Source organism: Donghicola sp. XS_ASV15 (assembly GCF_041224595.1).
In the GTDB taxonomy this organism is placed as follows: Bacteria; Pseudomonadota; Alphaproteobacteria; order Rhodobacterales; family Rhodobacteraceae; genus Donghicola.
Genome location: NZ_JBGFGN010000154.1, coordinates 112,353 through 128,919, shown reverse-complemented (window position 1 = coordinate 128,919; position 16,567 = coordinate 112,353). Strand labels below are relative to the sequence as shown.

Genomic DNA, 16,567 nt, shown 5'->3' with positions numbered 1-16,567 from the left:
TCCTCATTTGACGTTCAGGACTTTTCAATGCCCCTCAGCAACAACGCCACCCACTACGGCGCCGTAGCCAAGACCTTCCACTGGCTCGTCGCGCTTCTCATTCTCACGCTGATTCCCCTAGGGATCATCGCAACCGATGCCCCATTCGAGACCTCGGAACAGCTGGCCCAGAAGGCGTGGCTTTTCTCTTTGCACAAAACGCTGGGGGTCACAGTGTTCTTTGTGGCGGTCCTACGCATCCTGTGGGCGCTGACCCAGCCCAAGCCCGCCCTGATGAATGGCGACAAGCCAGTCGAATCCCTGCTGGCCGAAACCGCGCACTGGTTGCTCTATGGCTCGCTGATCCTTGTGCCGCTGACCGGCTGGATTCACCACGCCAGTGCCGAAGGCTACGCGCCGATCTGGTGGCCTTTCGGTCAGTCTTTGCCCTTCGTTCCCAAATCGCCAGAGCTCTCGCATACCTTCTCTGTGCTGCACGGCATCTTGGAAAAGGTTCTGCTGTTTGCGCTGATCGCCCACGTCCTTGGCGCGCTAAAGCACCACTTCATCGACCGTGACGCGACCCTGCTGCGGATGCTGCCCGGCTACCCCGCAACGGGTCCACTCGAACACAAGCACAGCGTCTTTGCGCCTCGGTTCGTTGCCCTCGTGATTTGGGCCGCCGCTCTGGGCACAGGTGCCGGGCTTGGTCTGTTCGCGCAGCCCGAACGCACCGAAGCCGCAGCATTGGCCGAAGTTGAGACCGATTGGACCGTAACCGAAGGTGACATCGCGATCACCGTGCAGCAGATGGGATCGTCCGTCACAGGATCGTACGCTGATTGGACCGCGTCGATCAGCTACGACGAAACCGCAGAAACCGATGTCAAAGGCCAAGCCGAGGTCACGATCTCGATCCCCTCTTTGACCTTGGGCACGGTCACGGATCAAGCCATGGGCCCCGACTACTTCAACGTCGAAGAGCACCCAACCGCGACCTTTACCGCTGACCTGATCTCGACCGCCGAGGGCAACACCGCCGAGGGCACCTTGACGATCAAAGGCTACGAGCAACCGATCACCATGCCCTTTGACCTGACCATCGACGGCGACACCGCGACCGTGAATGGCACCGTCACTCTGGACCGCCGGAACTACCACGTGGGCGACAGCATGACCGACGAAGGCTCGCTGGGGTATTCGGTCGATGTTGCAATCAACCTGACGGCCACCCGAGCCGCCGAGGGGGAATAACCCCTCGGCCCACACGGCCAGACAAAAAGAAAGGCGGTCAGAACTCTGACCGCCTTTTTCATTTCTTGAACCGGTTCGCTGTTCAGCGATTACTCGGCTTTCATCGCCTCGATCGAGATCATGACTTCGACTTCGTCGCTGACGTAGGGTGCGAACTGACCCATGTCGAACTCGCTGCGTACAACGGTGGTGGTCGCGTTAAAGCCAACCCAAGGCTTGTTCGCCATCGGGTGATCGCCCATCTGGGTCATCTCTGCGTCCAGAACGATCGACTTGGTCACGCCGTTGATGGTCAGGTCGCCGGTGATCGCGCCAGTGGTTTCGCCAGTGACTTCGATGCCGGTCGAGGTGAACGAGATCTCGGGGCTCTCTTCTGCGCCAAAGAAGTCGCCGGTCAGGAAGTGCTGGGTGCGCTCGTCCCAGCCAGTGATCAGGGTGTCGGTCGGGAACGACACAGTGACCGAGCTGTCTGCGGGCGCTTCGGCGTCAAACATGATTTCGCCTTCGAAACCCGAGTACATGCCATAGGTGGTCGAGAACCCGAGGTGGTTGTAGTTGAACACAATCTGGCTGTGGCTGGGGTCCAGGGTGTACTTTTCGGGGGCTGCATATGCTGCGGAAGCTGCAGTAGTGGCGACCAGGGCTGCAATCAGGGTGTTTTTCATTTCGCTCTCCGGAGGGGTGTTGCGTTACACACATAGAGATCGTCCGAAGCGCCGCTCCGGACAATCCGCTGTGGATCAACATGATCTGTGTGAATTCGAACAACGTGCAGCATCCCTTCTGCACAGGCCCGATTTAGTTGCGTTGACCGAACACCTCACGGCGCAAACGATTTTCAATCTTGCCAGGATCTTGCGCAGCACTCAGGCGGACGCGCAGAACCTCTTGGCCCGAGCGGTCTTCGGCCAGCAGTTCGCCTTGCTCGACACGAATATCGGACAGATTTGAAAAGCTGTGGCAGGCCAACAGGCGCGTTGCCCCCCGGCGCGAGCGTTCGATAATGCGCACCTCACGGTGTTGCATATCCAGCTGAACCTCGGGCCGACCGACGGAAAGCGCCGCCTGCACCAGCATCGTGCCACCGCAAATCCCCATGCCAGATGTCACCAACTTCACAAAGAGTGTTTCCTCGCCGATGAAATTGCCCGGCAGAAACCAAAGCCCGACCGACATCGTAATGACAACGATCCCGACCATCGCCGTGGCCAGACGCACAGCCGGCATCAACTTTTCTCCAGCAGAGACGCAGTGCACCACATATCCCCATATGGTCGGCTCTACGTGGACTTCGCTGTCTGTCCAGACCGCTCCGCCACTGTTCCCGTTGGGCTTTTCATTTATTGCTACCATTTACCCGCTCTCGTTTTACCGAATTTGTATGGCGTTAACTATTGCTTAACAGTCAGGGCAAGAATTGGGCGCCGGTTGGGTATTTTCTGCTCCGAACTGCCCCATTGTTGCCATTTCGGGTGCAATCATGAAATGTGCCAGTCCCAGCGCCACGCGGCTTGTCTTTTGCCCGTTCTCGTGTATATCAGCGCTTCCTTCGCAAATTCTGTGAACCGCGTGTCCTCTCGTGGGTGGGGCGAAGGAGTAACCCGCCCTATGAAGCTCGCTGAAAATGACTGGAGATAACACATGGCTCTCTATGAGCATGTCTTTATCGCGCGTCAGGACTTGTCCGGCGCACAGGCCGAAGGCCTGATCGAACACTTCTCGACCGTTCTGACCGACAATGGTGGTGCCCTCGTAACCAGTGAATACTGGGGCGTCAAAACCATGGCGTACAAGATCAACAAAAACCGCAAAGGCCACTACGCTTTCCTGCGCACCAATGCCCCCTCGGCAGCGGTTCAGGAAATGGAACGCCTGATGCGCCTGCATGACGACGTAATGCGCGTCATGACCATTAAGGTTGACGAGCACGCCGAAGGTCCGTCGATCCAAATGCAAAAGCGCGAAGAGCGCGGTGATCGCGGTGACCGCCGCGAGCGTCGCTAAGCGGATTAGGAAAGGGATCTAAACCATGGCTACCAAACCGTTTTTCCGCCGTCGCAAAGTGTGCCCCTTCTCGGGCGACAACGCACCCAAGATCGATTACAAAGACACCCGTCTTCTGCAGCGCTACATCTCTGAGCGCGGCAAAATCGTTCCCTCGCGCATCACTGCCGTTTCGGCAAAGAAGCAGCGTGAACTGGCCCGTGCTATCAAGCGCGCCCGCTTCCTTGCTCTGCTGCCCTACGCTGTGAAATAAGGAGACACTGATATGCAAGTTATCCTTCTCGAGCGCGTGGCCAAGCTTGGCCAGATGGGCGAAGTCGTCGACGTCAAGCCCGGCTATGCCCGCAACTACCTGCTGCCCCAGCACAAAGCTATGACCGCATCGAAAGCAAACATCGCTGCTTTCGAAGAGCGTAAAGCCCAGCTGGAAGCAAACAACCTCGAAACCAAAAAAGAAGCAGAATCGCTGTCTGAAAAGCTGGATGGCCAGCAGTTCATCGTGATTCGTGCCGCGTCGGACGCGGGTGCTCTCTACGGTTCGGTCACCACTCGTGACGCCGCAGACGCAGCCACCGACGCTGGTTTCACCGTTGACCGCAAGCAGGTCGTTCTGTCGGCACCGATCAAGTACCTTGGTCTGCACGACGTACATGTTGTCCTGCACCCCGAAGTCGAAGCAACCATTCAGCTGAACGTCGCTCGTTCGAACGAAGAAGCTGAACTGCAGGCATCGGGCAAGTCGATCCAAGAACTGGCAGCCGAAGAAGAAGCAGCCGCAGACTTCGAAGTCTCGCAGCTGTTCGACGACCTCGGCTCGGCAGCTTCGGACGACGAAGAAGAGACAGCTTCGGAATAAGGCCTCGCGCCTGTTCCAAATCCCGAAGCGACGCCGCGCAGCCCACCTGCGCGGCGTTTTTTATTGGACGGCCAGCACGGACAGATCGCGCCAGCCATAAGCGACGGACGTCAGCACGGCGCCATCGCGGCTCTCTTCCTTCTCACCGCAAACCTCCCCACCCAAACGCTCATAAAATCCCCGCGCCGGTGCATTTTCGCGCAAGGCCCAAAGCGCCGCGCTCTGAACATTCGCAGCCACCAACTCCTCGGCACACCACCGCATCAAGAGCCGCCCCGCGCCCTGCCCTTGGCTCTTGCGCCGCACATAAATGGCGGTGATCTCTCCGCCAAAACCCTGTGCCTTCAACGCCGCGTCCCGCTGCGCACAAAAGCCCGCGAACCCCACAGCTGTGCCATCCTGCTCCAGAACAGCGGTCGCACCGAACGCCCCTTCCTCGAACGCCGTAAAAACTCCGCGCCACATCTGGGCTCGTCCAGCGACCGTCATCTCATCAATCAGAAAATCCGGCACCATTCCACGATAGGTCTCGCGCCAGCAAGCCACATGCACCTCGGCGATCCGCTCCGCATCTGCGCCCGCCCCCGCGCGCACCGAAAATCCCCCCATAAACCGTCCCCTGCTTCTTTTTGCTAAAAATACTCAAATCCCGAACCAAGCCAAACGCACAGCATCCGACCCAAAGAAAAGGCCGCCCCAAATGGGACGGCCCGAAATCCTGTCAAAGGAACCGCAGCTTATGCGATTTCTTCTTCCAGCGCGTCGACAGCTTCTTTCAGCTCGTCTTTGCTGATCTCTTTCTCAGTGACTTCAGCCTGATCGACGATGTGGTCGACAACCTTGTCTTCAAAGATCGGCGCGCGCAGCTGCTGCTGCATCTGCGGGTTCTGCTGGATGAATTCAAAGAACTGACGCTCTTGACCGGGGTACTGACGCGCCTGCGCCATTACCGCTTGGGTCATTTCCTGATCGGTTACTTCGACTTCGGCTTTGTTGCCGATTTCGGCCAGCAGCAGACCCAGACGCACGCGGCGCTCGGCCAGCTTGTTGTGCTCTTCGGTGGTCTCGATCTCGCCGTGATCGTGGCCCTGAACCTCGGGGTTCTCTTCGTGCCACAGCTGGTGCGCGATCTGCTTGGCTTCGGCTTCAACAAGGCTCGGGGGCAGGTCGAACGAGACCAGACCGTCCAGAGCGTCCAGCAGCTTGCGCTTGGTCACCTGACGCGCGGTGTTCGCGTAGTCGGCTTCCAGACGCTCACGGATCTGGGTCTTCAGACCATCCAGATCTTCGGCACCGTACTTCTTGGCCAGCTCATCGTCGATCTCAGCAGCCTTGGGCGCTTTGACTTCTTTGATCTTGCACTCGAAGACAGCTTCTTTGCCAGCTAGGTGCTCTGCGCCGTACTCTTCGGGGAAGGAGACGGTTACGTCTTTTTCTTCGCCGGCTTTCACGCCAACCAGCTGCTCTTCGAAGCCGGGGATGAAGCTGTTCGAGCCTAGAACCAGCGGGTAGTCTTCTGCTGCGCCGCCCTCAAAGGCTTCGCCGTCAACTTTACCCAAGAAGTCGAATACGATCTGGTCGCCGTCCTCTGCCGCTGCGCCTTCTTCGCGCGCGTCAAAGTCCTGTGCGTTCTTCGCCAGGCTTTCCAGAGTCTCGTTGACCTGCTCGTCGTCCGCTTTGACAACCAGCTTCTCGAGCTTGACGCCCGACAGGTCGACTTCGGGAATTTCGGGCAGCTTTTCGTAGGTCATTTCGACCGCAACGTCGTCGCCTTCTTTCCAGTCGTCATTGGTCATTTTGACCTCGGGCTGGGCCGCGGGACGGTCGCCCGACTTTTCGAAGTGCTCGTTCATGGCGCCGTCGATGGCTTCCTGCATCGCTTCGCCCAGAACGCGCTGGCCGAACTGCTTTTTCAGCAAAGCCATCGGGACTTTACCTTTGCGGAAGCCCTTCATTTCGATCTCAGGCTGCGCCTCGGTCAGCTTTTCGTTGACCTTGGCTTCCAGCTCGGCTGCGGTGACGGTGATCGCATAACCGCGCTTCAGACCTTCGTTCAGCGTCTCGGTGACCTGCATACGTTTCCCCATAGAAATTAGGGCGGGCCACGCCCGCCGGATCGGTTTGGCGCGTTCTAAGGCGGACAAACGTTGCGCGCAAGGCGTATTTGTCAGCGGAACCATCCGACTCGGCGCGATTGTGGGTTTATTCCGGCGTTTGCGGCGCCTCTACCTCTGGTGCGGGTGGGGTCTTAATCGTGATCTCTCGCTGCGGGAACGGAATTTCGATGCCATGCTCACGAAAGCGCTTCCAGATCTGCAAGAGCACTTCGCTGGTGATATTCGCCACCCCGCCCTCAGGATCTGAAATCCAAAACCGCAGTTCCAGATCAACACTGGAATCGCCGAACCCTTTGATCAGGCATATCGGCGCGGGCAGCTTCAGCACACGCGGACAGGCTTGCGCCCCTTCAATCGCGAGGGCCATCGCCTTTTCTAAATCGTTGGAATACGCGACGCCAATCGGGACGGCCCTGCGCACGCGCTTGTCCGAAAAAGACCAGTTCGTCACAGGATTAGAGATCAGGATTTCATTGGGGATCAGAGTTTCTGTCCCCGACCGCGTCCGAACAGACACGTAGCGCCCCGCCAGCGCTTTGACCACGCCATAGGTCGGGCCATCGCCGGTTTGAATCTCGATCACATCCCCCGGTTTGATCGAACGGTCTGCAAGCATGGTGAATCCGGCGACAAAGTTTGCCACCGTCCGCTGCATGCCCAGACCAACCCCCAGACCCAGCGCACCGGAAAATACAGCAAAGGCCGTCAGGTCGATCCCGACCACCTGCATCCCGACCAGCACCGCCACGACCATCAGAACGATGCCCAGAACCTTGGACAGAAGCACCTGCGCTGTGGGGGAAAGTGTCGTCGCCGCCTCGAGTCGCCGCGCAATGAAGCCGGACGAATGATAGGCCACCCACAAGAGCATGGAGCTGACAATCAGGCCCTGAATGGCCGTCCACAGCGAAATGTTCAATTGGTTGGACGAAAACTTGAACGAATCGAGCCATAGGATCGTCGGGTCCAGCAGCCCCACCGCATTCAACGCCGCCACAGCCCAGATGGTCCAACTGACCAGATTGGCAAAGGAGTTAGAGGGCAGCAGCGTTGTCAGAATGCGGATAATGATCCACGCGTTGATCAGGCTTGCGAACAGCCGGACCATCGTTATCGGCTGGCCAAAAGCACTCAGCGCCCCCATCGCAATCCAGAGCCCGATTACCCATCCGATCGGCAGGCTAATCGCCCCAGCCGTTGCCAAAGCGCGGCGGGTCAGACGGCCTTCGGTCGTTTCTGCGAGAGTTTTGATCACGCGCCGAACCAAACGGTGCAGCACCAGCGCCACGAACAAAGCCACGAAGATTGCGATGAACTGGATGGGCGTGAACAACTGAATCCCAAAGGTCCACAAATAGTCCAAGAGCCCTGTCACGGCCTCGGTCAGGGGCGTGACGTATTTGGTCTCCAGCTCTTCCATCCTGCGCGCTCCTCTGTCGTGATTGCCGCAGGTCCAATGTAACGGTTTCAAGACGCCATTGGTCAAATGAAACCGAAGTGCTGCGAAGAGCGCGCTGTAACAATTTGATTTTCAGGAAGTATTCTCAGTGGTGCGGGTGGAGGGACTTGAACCCCCACGCCTCGCGGCGCCAGAACCTAAATCTGGTGCGTCTACCAATTTCGCCACACCCGCATCTGAGGACTGCTCTCTAGCAAAGCGTTTCACCGGTGGCGAGAGGCAAAATGATTTTTTTTGCCTGCGCCTTATTTTCGCCCCCTTTCGACGTTTTCTTAACCCCTATCGCGGAGTGTGGGTCCGTGGATGGGTACGAGGTGGACATGTTTCAAACGACAAAAGAAGCACTGATCGCGAGCGAAATGAACAGTGTTACTTGGGGCATGACCTCTGGCACGCAAGTTCTCACTGCGATGGGTGCCGTTGCAGTCGAGGCTTTAAATGAAGGCGCACGCATCATTACGCGCGACGCGGGCATGTCCATTTTGCGCAGAATCGACCGCTACGAAGCCGAGTGTGACGTTGTTCGCATTCGCGCCGGAAGCTTGGGGCATGACCGTCCCGAACATGATACCGATCTACCCGCAAACCAGAAAATCCTGATTCGCGATTGGCGCGCCGAAGCGCTGACGGGACAAAAACAGGCGCTCATGCGTGTGGGCCGCCTCGAAGATGGTGAATTTCTGAAATCGCTGCCCAAAGCAAAGCGTGTTTTCTATCGCCTGCGTTTTGACACCGACCACATTATCTATGCGGACGGGCTAGAGCTGTTCTGCCCTACCCTCTGAGGGGCGCGCAGCGGGTCATTCAAAAACCTAGTTTGCGAAAGACTGCGGGCAGTTGCTCTGGCAGGTCCTCTGCGATCAGGCCGGGGCCAAACATCCGCGCCGCTTCTACATGAAGCCAAGCCGCCGCAGCGGCGAGGTCTATTGGCGCACTATCCTGCGCCCGGCGCGATGCTGACAGGCCCGCGATGAGCCCCACCAAAACATCTCCGGCCCCAGCGGTCCCGAGCCAAGGCGCACTCCGATCATAGAGTGCCGCGTGCAGGCGGCTCTGGCCCAGAGGGTTAGCGAGCACGGTAGCCGCCCCCTTTAACAGAACCGACGCGCCAAGCCGCTCTGCGGCGCGCTGCACGGCTTCAACCTTGCCTATACCTCGTGAAGACGCAGACGAATGGCGCGCCTTTTCGGCCAGGTCCGGGAACAGACGCGCGAATTCACCCTCGTGGGGCGTGATCACCACCCCGTCATGACAGGCGGTAAACAAATCCTCGGGCGCATCGGCGAAACTGCTCAGGGCATCCGCATCCAGCACAACGCGCCGACCGCTTTCTGCTGTCACCTGCAGGACCGTCAGGACCATCTCGCGGGTCTGCGCGCCGACCCCGAGCCCGGGCCCTAGACAAATCGAACTGAGCCGCCGATCCCGAAGGATATCTGCCAATGCTGCTGCATCAGCGACCTCGCGCAGCATAACTGCATTCAGCTGTGCCGCATTCTCTGCCAACGCCTCTGGTGGAACTGCAAGCGTAACGAGCCCCGCCCCGACCCGCAGCGCTGACCGCGCCGCCAATCGGGCCGCGCCGCCTTTACCAGCGCCACCTCCAATGAGCAGGACATGGCCACGGTCATATTTGTGCCCGCCTGCCCCCAAACCGCAGAGGTCTTGGAGCCATTCCCGCGCTGCCCCGTCAGTTGGATCAATCAACCGTGTTTTGCCCGCTGAAACGTCGTACGGCAGGCCAATATCGGCAACCGCAGGCACTGTGCCGGCAATTTCGTTCAAATAATGCCCGACCTTCGGCAAATGAAAAGTCACGCATAGATCCACCTGCGGCTCTGGTGTCGGATTATCGCCCTCTGCCACCAAGAACACACCCGAATCTGCATCAAAGCCAGAAGGGCAATCCACGGCAATTCGGTAAAAGGCACTCTCGCTTTCCTGCGCCGGGGGGCGTTTGCAAATTGCCTCGTAGGCACGGCGGCAGTCCACAGGGATCGGCCGGTTGATCCCGATTCCGAACATCGCATCAAACAAGAGAGTTGGACGACTACCCTTTTGGACTTCGGCCAGAGACATCGGACGAATCTCTCCGATGGACTCCCACCGATCATGCATGGTCCGCGCATCCTGCGGCAATCGATCTACCGAGCCCCAGAAAAAGACCTCGACCCGCCATCCACGCTCTTGAAGCACACGCGCGATGACAAAGCCGTCCCCCCCATTATTGCCGGGTCCGCAGAGTACAACGGCAGTCTGGTTGCAATTATCCAAGCCGTCAATTGCGGAAATGGTGACCTCAACCACGGCAGTCCCTGCCCGCTCCATGAGTTCAAGTCCGCTGACCAGTCCGGCCTGAATCGCCCTTTTTTCTTTGGCGCGCATTTGTGCAGAGGTGAGTATTTCGCCCATCAATTGATCCAACAGTTTTCCAAGCGCACAAATTACAGTCAGCTTGCACATTTTTTATACCCGCCTATAAATTCGGCGGCAGCGCACTTGGCTAGAGTAATCTATCCGATTGTGGAGCGGAAACAGAAATGATCTGAAGTGACGCAACCCGACACGAGGAGGCCGGCTATGAAAAAAATCGAAGCGATCATCAAACCCTTCAAGCTCGACGAAGTGAAAGAAGCTCTCCAAGAGGTTGGTGTTCAGGGCCTCTCTGTGATCGAGGTAAAGGGTTTTGGCCGTCAAAAAGGCCACACAGAACTCTACCGCGGTGCAGAATACGTCGTGGACTTCCTGCCCAAGGTTAAGATCGAAGTTGTCCTGCCCGCCGACCAGGTGGATGCAGCCATCGAAGCGATCATCAATGCTGCCAAGACCGACAAAATCGGTGACGGCAAAATCTTCGTCAGCCCCGTTGAGCACGCAATCCGTATCCGGACCGGCGAAACGAACCAGGACGCGCTGTAATATCAGCCGCCTTGTAAAACTATCCACTACTTTAGAGAGGAACAGGGAACATGAGCAAAGATGCAGTTCTCAAGCTGATCGCAGATGAAGACATCCAGTATGTCGACATCCGCTTCACCGACCCGCGCGGCAAGCTGCAGCACGTGACCGTTGTTGCGGATCTGGTCGATGAGGATTTCCTGGAAGAAGGCTTCATGTTCGACGGTTCGTCGATCGCAGGCTGGAAGTCGATCGAAGCTTCGGACATGAAACTGATGCCCGACACCGAGTCGGTCTACATCGACCCCTTCTATGCCGAGAAGACCATCGCGATCCATTGCTCGATCGTTGAGCCCGACACCGGCGAAGCTTACGACCGCGACCCCCGTGGTACCGCTCAGAAGGCAGAAGCCTACCTGAAGTCTTCGGGCATCGGTGACGTGTCGTACTTCGGCCCCGAATCTGAATTCTTCCTGTTCGACGACGTGCGCTACTCGGTTGCACCGAACAAAGTGTCCTACCAGATCGATGCGGAAACCGCAGCCTGGAACACCGACGCAGAGTTCGAGACCGGCAACCTGTCGCACCGCGCCGACTACAAAGGCGGCTACTTCCCCGTGAACCCCGTGGACGACGCCCAGGACATCCGTTCTGAAATGCTGTCGACCATGAAGGCGATCGGCATGAAGGTGGACAAGCACCACCACGAAGTTGCGACCAGCCAGCACGAGCTGGGTCTGATCTTCGGAACGCTGACCGAGCAGGCCGATAACCTGCAGAAGTACAAGTACATCATCCACAACGTCGCGCACGCCTACGGCAAGACCGCAACCTTCATGCCCAAGCCCATGGCTGGCGACAACGGTTCCGGTATGCACGTGAACATGTCGATCTGGAAAGACGGCAAGCCCCTGTTCGCTGGCGACAAATACGCTGACCTGTCGGACGAAGCGCTGTACTTCATCGGTGGTATCCTGAAGCACGCGAAAGCTCTGAACGCCTTCACCAACCCTGCAACCAACTCGTACAAGCGTCTGGTTCCCGGTTTCGAAGCTCCCGTTCTGCGCGCGTACTCGGCACGCAACCGCTCGGGTTGTGTTCGTATTCCTTGGACCGAATCGCCCAAAGCGAAGCGCGTCGAAGCACGTTTCCCCGATCCCGCGGCGAACCCCTACCTGTGCTTTGCAGCTCTGCTGATGGCTGGCCTGGACGGCATCAACAACAAGATCCATCCTGGCGAAGCGTCGGACAAGAACCTGTACGACCTGCCCGCAGAAGAACTGGCCGGCATCCCCACCGTTTGTGGCTCGCTGCGCGAAGCTCTGGACGAACTGGCCGCCGACATGGACTTCCTGCTGGCCGGTGACGTGTTCACCAAAGATCAGATCGAAGGCTACATCGACCTCAAGATGGAAGAAGTGTACGCCTACGAGCACACTCCCCACCCGATGGAATACAAGCTGTACTACAGCTGCTAATTCCCATCTTGGGTTTGGCATCGAGGGCGCCCCGCAACGGGCGCCCTTTTTCTATGCCTGCTGACTGGGGCTTTACTTGGTGGTCGGGGCGAAACCGTCTACCTTGGCGGGGATTAACAGACACAGGTTTTATAATGCGATTTTCAATTTCTGCGGCTGTGGCCGCGATGGGAATACTGGCGGGCTCTGCCGCAGCGGCGGCCTGCGGTAACACCTCTTCGGGTTTTGATCAGTGGAAGGCATCCTTTGCCCAAACAGCGCAGCGGGCCGGTGTCGGCCAACGCGGGTTGCAGGCTCTGGCGTCGGCGCGGTACTCGAACGGAACCATCGCCGCAGACCGAAATCAAAAGAGCTTCAAATACAGCCTAGAGAAGTTCATGCAGGTGCGCGGCAGCGCCACGATCATCGCGCAGGGGCGGAAACGTTTGGCGCGCGATGCGAAGTTCTATGGCGCTCTGGAAGAGATCTACGGCGTCCCCGCAGGTGTGATCATCGCGATCCATGGGATGGAGACTGCGTTTGGCGGGTTCATGGGTGACACGCCGGTCGTCTCGGCGATCACAACGCTGGCCTTTGACTGCCGCCGCAGCGACTTCTTCATTCCCCACGCTATCGGGGCCTTGCAACTGGTGGACATGGGATCGATCACCCCAGCGACCAAGGGCGCCAAACACGGCGAACTGGGGCACACACAGTTCCTGCCCGGCAATGCGCTGCGCTATGGCGTGGACATTGACCGCAACGGGCGTGTGGACTTCTACAACCAGTCAGACGCTCTGGCCTCGACCGCGAATTTCCTTGCTTCCAAGGGCTGGCGGCGCGGCGCGGGCTTCCAGCAGGGTCAGCCCAACTTTGCGGTGATCAAGGAATGGAACGCGGCCACTGTATACCAACAGGCCATCGCGATCATGGGCGCAGAGATTATGCGCTAGCGGCGTTCGGATTGCGGGTCACAAAGGTGTGGATCGAAAACACCACGGCTCGCGTTTCCGGCAGTCGCATGATCACCTGACGCTCAGAGCGAAAGAACGGCGCGTCGGGTCCGTAGGACCGGCGCGGGTCCTTCTCTGACTTGGGTTGGTGCAAATTGGCGTAGCCGTGCCAGAGTTCATTGGCCCGCCAGATTGGGCGCCCCGGCTGCACGCCATCGAACAGACGCTGCACCCGCTTACCGATATTCTCGTCATACTCAGGGATCGGCACATGGATCGCCATCAGGGGCCGACCCGCCTTTTCCGAAAGGGTCCAGCTGGACGGAAAGCACAGGATGGCGCCGGTCAGACAATGCTCTGACGCACCTTCTGGCTTTTGCAGGATGCAGTAGTCGGCCTGACCAAGCCGGCCTGCGGTCACCAAAGGTTGGTCCCAATCCATCGGAACCTGCACACCGTCGGGCCGGACAACATGCGCATCCGAAACCACAAAATCCTGAAAAGACTGAAGCTTACTCAGCAAAGTTAACAGAAATTCTCGGCCCGCCTCCAGCGCACCTTCTTCTAGATAATGCACATCGCCAAGACGCTCGGCGATCAAATGGTCACGGTAGGCTATCTGCGCCCCATAGCATTCATCGACCCAGAGCCAATCATTCTCTGGCACGGGCTGGATGCCGGGCAGGCCCTTGCGAATGTCATAGGGAATCGCGCTGTGTAAAATCTCTGTGCTCATTCCTCGGACGCTAGCGTAGCTTGCCACTCCATTCATCCGTTTTGGTGCCGTTTGATCACCCTTGCGATAGTCTTGTGTCATTCCCCTTGCCCATTGCCCTAAATTGACACAGCTACAGGGAAACATCTGGGGAAAATGAATGCCTACCGAACGCGTCACCTTCGCCGGACCCGGGGGACACACCTTGGCCGCGCGACTGGAGCAACCGGGCGGACCCGTGCTGGCCACAGCCGTGTTTGCCCACTGCTTTACCTGTACCAAGGACAGCCTTGCCGCCACGCGCATCTCGCGCCGTTTGGCCGCTGCGGGGATCGCCGTCCTGCGGTTTGATTTCTCTGGCGTAGGCCAGTCCGAAGGCGCCTTCGAAGAGACTACCTTTTCCAGCAACGTCGATGATCTGGTCGCAGCCAACGAATACATGGCAGAGCGGGGCATGACCCCCAGCCTCTTGGTCGGTCATTCTCTGGGGGGCACCGCCGTTCTGGCCGCCGCCCACCGCCTGCCCCACATTCGCGCGATTGCCACAATCGGAGCGCCTGCCAGCCCTCTGTCCGTGACGCGCCAGTTCGAGGACGCGCTGCCCGAAATCCGCGAAAACGGCGAGGCCGAGGTTCTCATCGGTGATCACGCGATTCGTATCGGCGCAGATTTCGTGCGCGACGTGGAATCCACCACGCTGAAGGACAAGATCAGCGACTTGGACAAAGCCCTGCTGGTCCTGCACGCGCCCCTCGACGAAGTGGTCTCCCTGTCCAACGCGACCGAGATTTTCAAATACGCCCGCCACCCCAAGAGCTACGTGACTCTCGACACCGCAGACCACCTACTGACCGACCCGCGTGACGCAGAGTATGCGGCGGGCATGATCACCGCTTGGGCCGAAAGGTACTTGGACCTGCGTCCACCTGCGCCGCCGATTGGCGCCCCCGAAGGAATCATTCGCGTGTCCGAGGCCGATCCCAGCGGCTTCCTAAATGATGTGCAGGCCGGCCCCCGCCACCATGTTCTGGCCGACGAGCCAGAGGCTTATGGCGGCACGGACCAAGGCATGTCGCCCTATGGTTTCCTGTCTGCCGGTCTGGGGGCATGCACCTCGATGACCATCCGCATGTACGCACGGCGCAAGAACTGGCCCCTGCGGCACATCCGCGTCGATGTTCGCCACGACAAGGTGCACGCACAGGATGCCTCGATGCCGACCATGCCGCACAAGGGCGTGGACCGCTTTATCCGCGAGATCACCCTCTTGGGCGATCTGACTGACGACCAGCGCGAACGCCTGCTGCAAATCGCGGACAAATGCCCCGTGCATGACACCTTGAAACAGACCTCGGTGGTGGAAACGCATCTGTTGGAAAAATAGCGGGAAACGCAGGCTATCTTGTTCATTTGCGCGCATCCGTCTATGACGCGCGCAACTGTCAACGACAAAGCAAAGGGCCTGCCGATGATCCCCCGCTATTCCCGCCCCGAGATGACCCAGATCTGGGAACCCGCCACCAAGTTCAAAATCTGGTACGAGATCGAGGCGCACGCCTGTGACGCACAGGCCGCTCTGGGTGTGATCCCGCAGGAAAACGCCGACGCCGTCTGGAAAGCCAAGGATGTCGAGTTCGACGTGGCCCGCATCGACGAGATCGAAGCCGTCACCAAGCACGACGTCATCGCGTTCCTGACCCACCTTGCTGAACACGTTGGCTCCGAAGAGGCCCGCTTTGTTCACCAGGGCATGACCTCGTCCGACGTTCTGGACACCTGTCTGAACGTGCAGCTGGTCCGCGCAAGCGACATCCTGATCAAAGACATGGAAGGCCTGCTGGCCGCCCTGAAAAAGCGCGCGCTGGAGCACAAGAACACCGTGCGCGTCGGCCGCAGCCACGGCATCCACGCAGAGCCCACCACCATGGGTCTGACCTTTGCCCGCTTCTACGCAGAAATGGACCGCAACCTTGACCGTCTGAAGTCCGCCCGCGAAGAAATCGCAACCGGCGCGATCTCGGGCGCGGTTGGCACCTTTGCCAACATCGACCCCCGCGTCGAAGAGCACGTCTGTGAAAAGCTGGGCCTGAAGCCCGAGCCCATCAGCACGCAGGTCATCCCCCGCGACCGCCACGCCATGTTCTTTGCCGTGCTGGGTGTGATCGCGTCCTCGATCGAGAACGTCGCGATCGAAATCCGCCACATGCAGCGCACCGAAGTGCTCGAAGGCGCGGAGTTCTTCTCGATGGGCCAGAAGGGCTCGTCGGCGATGCCCCACAAAAAGAACCCCGTTCTGACCGAGAACCTGACAGGTCTGGCCCGTCTGGTCCGTATGTCGGTCATCCCCGCGATGGAAAACGTTGCCCTGTGGCACGAGCGTGACATTTCGCACAGCTCGGTCGAGCGCGCGATTGGCCCCGATGCGACCATCACTCTGGACTTCGCGATTGCCCGTCTGACCGGCGTGATCGACAAGATGCTCGTGTTCCCCCAGAACATGCTGGACAACATGAACAAGTTCCCCGGTCTGGTCATGTCCCAGCGCGTTCTGCTGGCCCTGACCCAAGCTGGCGTATCGCGCGAAGACGCGTATTCCATGGTGCAGCGCAACGCCCTGAAAGTATGGGAAGACCGCGTCGATTTCCGCGAGCTGCTGCTGGCCGACGCCGAGGTTGTCGCCGCGCTGGGTGAAGACGGCATCAACGCCAAGTTCGACATGGACTACCACACCAAGCACGTGGACACCATTTTCAACCGCGTATTCGGCGAAAGCTAAGCCTTTTACATCGCTGAAAATTCTGATCCGTCGCAGCCTGTCTGCGGCGGATTTTTTAATGACTGGTCAATTAAAACTTTCTGCATGCGCAAAAACGTC

The 16,567-nt window shown here is 58.8% G+C and carries 17 protein-coding genes and 1 tRNA gene; 10 read left to right on the top strand and 8 right to left on the bottom strand.

Annotated features, from left to right (window positions below):
- Positions 1-27: 27 nt before the first annotated feature.
- Entirely contained in the window at positions 28-1,233 is a 1,206-nt protein-coding gene (locus AB9K37_RS14190; protein ID WP_369840063.1) for a cytochrome b/b6 domain-containing protein, read from the top strand.
- A gap of 89 nt (positions 1,234-1,322) precedes the next feature.
- On the opposite strand, the gene AB9K37_RS14185 is transcribed toward AB9K37_RS14190, so the two are convergent.
- Entirely contained in the window at positions 1,323-1,898 is a 576-nt protein-coding gene (locus tag AB9K37_RS14185) for a YceI family protein (RefSeq protein WP_369840061.1), read from the bottom strand.
- A gap of 133 nt (positions 1,899-2,031) precedes the next feature.
- A complete protein-coding gene (locus tag AB9K37_RS14180; RefSeq protein WP_369840058.1) occupies positions 2,032-2,586 on the bottom strand; it encodes a hypothetical protein in 555 nt (184 codons plus the stop codon).
- Positions 2,587-2,874: 288 nt separating this feature from the next.
- Here AB9K37_RS14180 and rpsF point away from each other — a divergent pair, with 288 nt between their 5' ends.
- From rpsF to rplI, 3 genes are read left to right on the top strand one after another with little or no spacing between them, the layout of a single operon-like run.
- On the top strand, positions 2,875-3,237 hold the full coding sequence (gene rpsF, locus AB9K37_RS14175; protein ID WP_369840055.1) for a 30S ribosomal protein S6: 363 nt from the start codon (positions 2,875-2,877) through the stop codon (positions 3,235-3,237).
- Positions 3,238-3,262: 25 nt separating this feature from the next.
- The gene (gene rpsR, locus AB9K37_RS14170; RefSeq protein WP_013961325.1) at positions 3,263-3,490 is read left to right on the top strand and encodes a 30S ribosomal protein S18; all 228 of its coding nucleotides are present in this window, start codon (positions 3,263-3,265) and stop codon (positions 3,488-3,490) included.
- Between the two features lie 12 nt (positions 3,491-3,502).
- Complete coding sequence (gene rplI, locus AB9K37_RS14165; RefSeq protein ID WP_369840051.1) at positions 3,503-4,093, top strand: 50S ribosomal protein L9; 591 nt, start codon at positions 3,503-3,505, stop codon at positions 4,091-4,093.
- A 60-nt stretch (positions 4,094-4,153) separates the two neighbouring features.
- Here rplI and AB9K37_RS14160 read toward each other — a convergent pair whose 3' ends face one another.
- From AB9K37_RS14160 to AB9K37_RS14145, 4 genes are all read right to left on the bottom strand, one after another.
- Positions 4,154-4,702: an N-acetyltransferase family protein gene (locus AB9K37_RS14160; RefSeq protein ID WP_369840048.1), complete on the bottom strand. Its 549-nt coding sequence runs from the start codon at positions 4,700-4,702 to the stop codon at positions 4,154-4,156.
- Between the two features lie 128 nt (positions 4,703-4,830).
- On the bottom strand, positions 4,831-6,168 hold the full coding sequence (gene tig, locus AB9K37_RS14155; RefSeq protein ID WP_369840045.1) for a trigger factor: 1,338 nt from the start codon (positions 6,166-6,168) through the stop codon (positions 4,831-4,833).
- A gap of 127 nt (positions 6,169-6,295) precedes the next feature.
- A complete protein-coding gene (locus AB9K37_RS14150; protein ID WP_369840042.1) occupies positions 6,296-7,630 on the bottom strand; it encodes a mechanosensitive ion channel family protein in 1,335 nt (444 codons plus the stop codon).
- 128 nt (positions 7,631-7,758) lie between these two features.
- Positions 7,759-7,843 (bottom strand) — tRNA-Leu (locus tag AB9K37_RS14145).
- 146 nt (positions 7,844-7,989) lie between these two features.
- Here AB9K37_RS14145 and AB9K37_RS14140 point away from each other — a divergent pair.
- Positions 7,990-8,454, top strand: coding sequence for a Hint domain-containing protein (locus tag AB9K37_RS14140; protein ID WP_369840040.1), 465 nt, complete (start codon positions 7,990-7,992; stop codon positions 8,452-8,454).
- A 19-nt stretch (positions 8,455-8,473) separates the two neighbouring features.
- On the opposite strand, the gene AB9K37_RS14135 is transcribed toward AB9K37_RS14140, so the two are convergent.
- The gene (locus AB9K37_RS14135; protein ID WP_369840037.1) at positions 8,474-10,081 is read right to left on the bottom strand and encodes an NAD(P)H-hydrate dehydratase; all 1,608 of its coding nucleotides are present in this window, start codon (positions 10,079-10,081) and stop codon (positions 8,474-8,476) included.
- A gap of 168 nt (positions 10,082-10,249) precedes the next feature.
- On the opposite strand from AB9K37_RS14135, the gene AB9K37_RS14130 reads away from it, so the two are divergent.
- From AB9K37_RS14130 to AB9K37_RS14120, 3 genes are all read left to right on the top strand, one after another.
- Positions 10,250-10,588: a P-II family nitrogen regulator gene (locus AB9K37_RS14130; RefSeq protein WP_072706600.1), complete on the top strand. Its 339-nt coding sequence runs from the start codon at positions 10,250-10,252 to the stop codon at positions 10,586-10,588.
- A 50-nt stretch (positions 10,589-10,638) separates the two neighbouring features.
- Positions 10,639-12,045, top strand: a complete 1,407-nt coding sequence (glnA, locus tag AB9K37_RS14125) for a type I glutamate--ammonia ligase (RefSeq protein WP_369840033.1) — start codon at positions 10,639-10,641, stop codon at positions 12,043-12,045.
- 134 nt (positions 12,046-12,179) lie between these two features.
- A complete protein-coding gene (locus AB9K37_RS14120) occupies positions 12,180-12,977 on the top strand; it encodes a lytic transglycosylase domain-containing protein (RefSeq protein ID WP_369840030.1) in 798 nt (265 codons plus the stop codon).
- Here AB9K37_RS14120 and AB9K37_RS14115 read toward each other — a convergent pair.
- Positions 12,967-13,713, bottom strand: coding sequence for a DUF3445 domain-containing protein (locus AB9K37_RS14115; protein WP_369840027.1), 747 nt, complete (start codon positions 13,711-13,713; stop codon positions 12,967-12,969). The two genes, AB9K37_RS14120 and AB9K37_RS14115, sit on opposite strands and share 11 nt — an antisense overlap.
- Positions 13,714-13,852: 139 nt before the next feature.
- On the opposite strand from AB9K37_RS14115, the gene AB9K37_RS14110 reads away from it, so the two are divergent.
- Both AB9K37_RS14110 and purB read left to right on the top strand, forming a co-directional pair.
- Positions 13,853-15,076: an alpha/beta fold hydrolase gene (locus AB9K37_RS14110; protein ID WP_369840024.1), complete on the top strand. Its 1,224-nt coding sequence runs from the start codon at positions 13,853-13,855 to the stop codon at positions 15,074-15,076.
- Positions 15,077-15,160: 84 nt separating this feature from the next.
- On the top strand, positions 15,161-16,468 hold the full coding sequence (purB, locus tag AB9K37_RS14105) for an adenylosuccinate lyase (RefSeq protein ID WP_369840133.1): 1,308 nt from the start codon (positions 15,161-15,163) through the stop codon (positions 16,466-16,468).
- Positions 16,469-16,567 lie beyond the last annotated feature (99 nt).